At 76.7% G+C, this 4,150-nt stretch carries 5 protein-coding genes; 3 read left to right on the forward strand and 2 right to left on the reverse strand.

What is annotated here, in order from left to right; translation table 11 throughout:
• Positions 1–579, reverse strand: a 579-nt coding sequence (locus tag VF468_04840) for an aldo/keto reductase (protein ID HEX5877641.1), incomplete at its 3' end; no start/stop codon positions are given.
• A 100-nt stretch (positions 580–679) separates the two neighbouring features.
• On the opposite strand from VF468_04840, the gene VF468_04845 reads away from it, so the two are divergent.
• Positions 680–2,200, forward strand: coding sequence for a PLP-dependent aminotransferase family protein (locus tag VF468_04845; GenBank protein ID HEX5877642.1), 1,521 nt, complete (start codon positions 680–682; stop codon positions 2,198–2,200).
• Positions 2,201–2,204: 4 nt separating this feature from the next.
• On the opposite strand, the gene VF468_04850 is transcribed toward VF468_04845, so the two are convergent.
• Complete coding sequence (locus VF468_04850; protein ID HEX5877643.1) at positions 2,205–3,149, reverse strand: NADP-dependent oxidoreductase; 945 nt, start codon at positions 3,147–3,149, stop codon at positions 2,205–2,207.
• A 211-nt stretch (positions 3,150–3,360) separates the two neighbouring features.
• Here VF468_04850 and VF468_04855 point away from each other — a divergent pair, with 211 nt between their 5' ends.
• Both VF468_04855 and VF468_04860 read left to right on the forward strand, forming a co-directional pair.
• Positions 3,361–3,756 (forward strand): Rid family hydrolase, encoded by a 396-nt coding sequence (locus tag VF468_04855; GenBank protein HEX5877644.1) that lies wholly within the window; start codon positions 3,361–3,363, stop codon positions 3,754–3,756.
• 42 nt (positions 3,757–3,798) lie between these two features.
• A complete protein-coding gene (locus VF468_04860) occupies positions 3,799–4,062 on the forward strand; it encodes a Gfo/Idh/MocA family oxidoreductase (protein ID HEX5877645.1) in 264 nt (87 codons plus the stop codon).
• Positions 4,063–4,150: the final 88 nt, after the last annotated feature.

The raw sequence follows: 4,150 nt of genomic DNA on the forward strand, positions 1-4,150 counted from the left end.
GTCGTTGAGCACGTTGAGCTCGTGCTGGACGGCCGCGAACCGGGGCCCGCCGGCGAACAGGCGGGCCAGCGCCGGGTCGTCGGTGCTCCAGGCGTAGGCGCGGATCTTGCCCTCGTCGGCCAGCGCCTCCAGGACCACCTGGACCGCCGCCGCCTGGCCCCGGTCGACGTTCTCGACGTGGAGCTGGTAGAGGTCGATGCGGTTGGTGCCGAGCCGGCGCAGGGACGCCTCGCAGGCCGCGCGGACGTAGGCGGGGGAGACGTCGGTGCCGGTGAACTGGCGGGTGTCCTCGTCGAAGGTGTTGCCGAACTTGGTCGCCACCACCACGTCGTCGCGCCGGCCGGCGAGCGCCCGGCCGAGCACCCGCTCGCTGCGGCCGGTGCCGTACAGGTCGGCGGTGTCGAAGAAGGTGACGCCCAGCTCCAGGCCCCGCCGGATGGCCCGGGTGGACTCGGCGTCGTCGACCTCGCCCCAGCCGAGCGGCTTGGTCCCGTCCCAGAACGGCCCGCCGATCGCCCAGCAGCCGAGGCCCATGGGACTCACCTGGATCCCGCTCGGGCCCAGCGTCCGCGTGTCCATTGGTTCCTCCTCCTCTCGCGTGCGTCCACCCTACGGACAAAATGGTAGGCTCACCAGAGCCAAATATCGCTGAATTGACGATGCCATTTAGTGAGGTGCCGTGCCGAAGCGTGCCGCCACCGTCCCGGTGACCGGGATCGTGCTGGACCGGGCCGGCCGGCTGCCGATGCACCGCCAGCTCTCCCAGCGGCTCCGGGAGGCCATCCTGGCCGGGCAGTTCCCGCCCGGGACCCGGCTGCCGTCCACCCGGACCCTGGCCACCGAGCTCGGCGTTTCCCGCACCACCGCGCTGGCCGCCTACGAGCAGCTCCGCGACGAGGGCTACCTCGACGGCCGCGTCGGCGCCGGCACCACCGTGGCCGACCTGACCGGCCCGCCCCCGCCCCGGACCCCGGCCGCGCCCGCGGCCCCGCTCCCCACGCCTCACGGCAGCGGCCCGGACGCGGCGCGGCCGGTCCTGTCGGCGCGGGGGGCCGCGGTGGCGGCCAGCCGCTGGCGGCTGCGCCCCCAGACCGACTCCGGCCAGGAGCGGCCGCGCGCGTTCCCGCTTGGGCTGCCCGCCCTGGACGCCTTCCCGCGGCAGCTCTGGACCCGGGTCCTCACCCGGCGGGCCCGGCGTTCGCTCGGTGACCTGCTCGGGTACCAGGACCCGGCCGGCCACCGGCCCCTGCGCGAGGCCATCGCCGCCTACCTCGGCCTGGCCAGGGGGGTGCGCTGCGACCCCGACCAGGTGCTGGTGGTCTCGGGCGCCCAGGCCGGCATCGACCTGGCCGCCCGGCTGCTGCTCGACCCCGGCGACAAGGTCTGGGTCGAGGACCCCGGCTACTACGGCGCCCGCGGAGCCCTGACCGGCGCCGGGGCACGGCTGGTCCCGGTCCCGGTCGACGCCGACGGGCTCGACCTGGGCGCGGCCCGGCGGCGCCAGCCGGACGCCCGGCTCGCCTACGTCACCCCATCCCACCAGTTCCCGGTCGGGATGACGATGAGCCTCGCCCGCCGGCTCGACCTGCTGGCCTGGGCCGAGTCGGCCGGCGGGTACGTGCTCGAGGACGACTACGACAGCGAGTACCGCTACGTCGGCCGGCCCCTGCCCGCCCTCCAGGGCCTCGACCAGGCTGGCAGGGTGGTCTACGTGGGCAGCTTCAGCAAGGTGCTGTTCCCCTCCCTGCGGGTCGGCTACCTGGTCGTCCCCGGCGGCCTGGTCGACGCCTTCACCGCCGCCCAGCGCTTCGGCGAGGTCCATGTCCCCGCCCTCGAGCAGGCGGCCCTGGCCGACTTCATCGCCGACGGCCACCTCGGCCGGCACGTGCGCCGCATGCGTGCCCTGTACGCCATCCGCGGCCGGGCCCTGGTCCGAGCCATCCGCCGCCAGGCCCCGGACGCCCTGGAGGTCCGCTCGGCCCACGCCGGGCTGCACCTGGTGGCCTGGCTGCCGCCCGGCGCCGACGACCGCGCCGCGGCCGAACGGGCGGCCGCCGCCGGCGTGGAAGCCCAGGCCCTGTCCGACCACGCGCTGGAGCGGCCCGGACGCGGCGGGCTGCTGCTCGGCTACGCGGCCGTCCCCGAGCCGGAGATCGACCGGGCCACCGCGCGCCTGGCCCGTGCCCTCGCCGGCGTGTGACCGCTCAGCCGCCGACCCGCAGCACGACCTTGCCCTGGCCGCGGCCGGTCTCCACGCGCCGGTGGGCGGTGGCGGCGTCGGCCAGGTCGAGCACCTGGTCGACCACCGGCCGCAGCCGGCCGTCGCCCACCTCGGCGGCCAGCGCGTCCAGCACCGCCCGGCCGGGCCGCACGAGCACGCCGTGCAGCGCGATGTTGCGGTCGATGGCGAGCTCGAGGTCGCCGGCCAGCTCCACGATCGACCCGGCCCGGCCGCCTTCCCTGAGCACCGGCAGGCTGGCCGCCAGCGTCCCGTGGCCGACCAGGTCGGCGACCATGTCCAGGTCCCGTCCGACCGCCCGACGGGCCCGGCCGGCCACGTCACCGGCCTGGCGGTCGAGGAACACCTCGGCCCCGAGCCGGGCCAGCAGCGCCTCCCGCCGGGCGCTGGCCGAGGCCACCACCCGGGCGCCCCGGGCCCGGGCGAGCTGCACGAACAGGCTTCCCACCCCGCCGGCGGCGCCATGGACCAGGATCCACTCGCCCGGCCTGGGATCCAGCCGGTCGAGCAGCTGCAGGGCGGTGGCGCCGGCCAGGGGGAGCGAGGCGGCCTCGACCGCGCTGAGCCCCTCCGGCCGCGGCCCGACCAGCGACGCGTCCAGGGCGACCCGCTCCGCATAGGTCCCCCAGCGGGTGCCGCGCACCGGGAGCAGCCCCCAGACGGCCTGGCCCTTTCGCCAGCCGGCGCCGTCGCCACCGGCCTCGACGGTCCCGGCCAGCTCGTAGCCGACCACATAGGGCGGCCGCAGCCCGGCCCAGGCCGGGTCGGCCCGGTTCCCGGCGTCGACCGGGTTGACCCCGGCCGCCTCCACCGCCACCACGACCTGCCCAGGCCCGGGCAGCGGCGCGGCCAGCTCCCGCTCCCGCAGCGCCTCCGGGCCCCCCGGCCGCTCCACCACCAGCGCCCGCATCAGCGGCCACCCACCCGGCTGTCGTCCATGGCCTCGCTCCACGCTCGTTGCTGCGCGGCCGCTTGACCCCCCCTGGGACGGCCGCTACGGTCCGGCGATGCCGATCGCCGTGACCAGCGTGCACCACATCACGTTGCGGGTCGCCGATCTGGAGCGGTCCCGCCGGTTCTACGAGGGGGTCCTCCGGCGTCGCCACCAGAAAGGAGCGGCCATGCAGCGCACATCGGTCAACCCCTGGCCCTGGTCGCTCAGGTTCGCGTTCAACCAGGCCGAGCTGGTCGAGGGGCACCGGCGGGTGCTGGTCTGCTCGGGCCAGACCGCGACCGACGCCGACGGCCAGCCCCAGCACCCCGGCGACATGGCGGCGCAGCTCGCCATGGCCGTCGACAACCTCGAGGCCGTGCTGGCCGCGGGCGGGATGGGGCTGGCCGACGTGGTCCGCCTGCAGGTGTACACCACCGACGTCGACCGGCTGCTCGAGCATTACCAGGTCCTCGTCGGGCGCCTGGAGTCCGCCGGGGTCAGGCCGCCCAGCACCCTGCTCGGCGTCGCCCGCCTGGCCGCGCCCGAGCTGCTGGTCGAGCTCGAGGCCACCGCCATGGCCTGACCGGGCGGCCACGGCCACTCGTCGGACCGCCGAGGAGGGCTGATGGGCAGGGACGTTCGGGTCGGGGTGCTCGGGCTGCGCCGGGGAGCGGCCCTGGCCCGGCTCGCCCGGCAGGCCGGGATGCGGGTGGTCGCGCTCTGCGAGCGGGACGACCGCCGCCGCGAGGAGGCGGCCGGGGCGCTGGGCGCCGCCGCCTACCGGGACCTGGAGCCGTTCCTCGACCACCGGGACATGGACGCCGTGCTCCTGGTCAACGACTTCGACCAGCACGCCCGGTCGCGATCCGCGCCCTCGAGCGGGGCCTGAGCGTGCTGTCGGAGGCGGCCGCCTGCAGCACCCTCGCCGACGGCGTCGCCCTGGTGGAGGCGGCCGAGCGGCCGGCGACTGTTCCCTG

This window comes from Actinomycetota bacterium (genome assembly GCA_036280995.1).
Taxonomy (GTDB): Bacteria; Actinomycetota; CALGFH01; order CALGFH01; family CALGFH01; genus CALGFH01.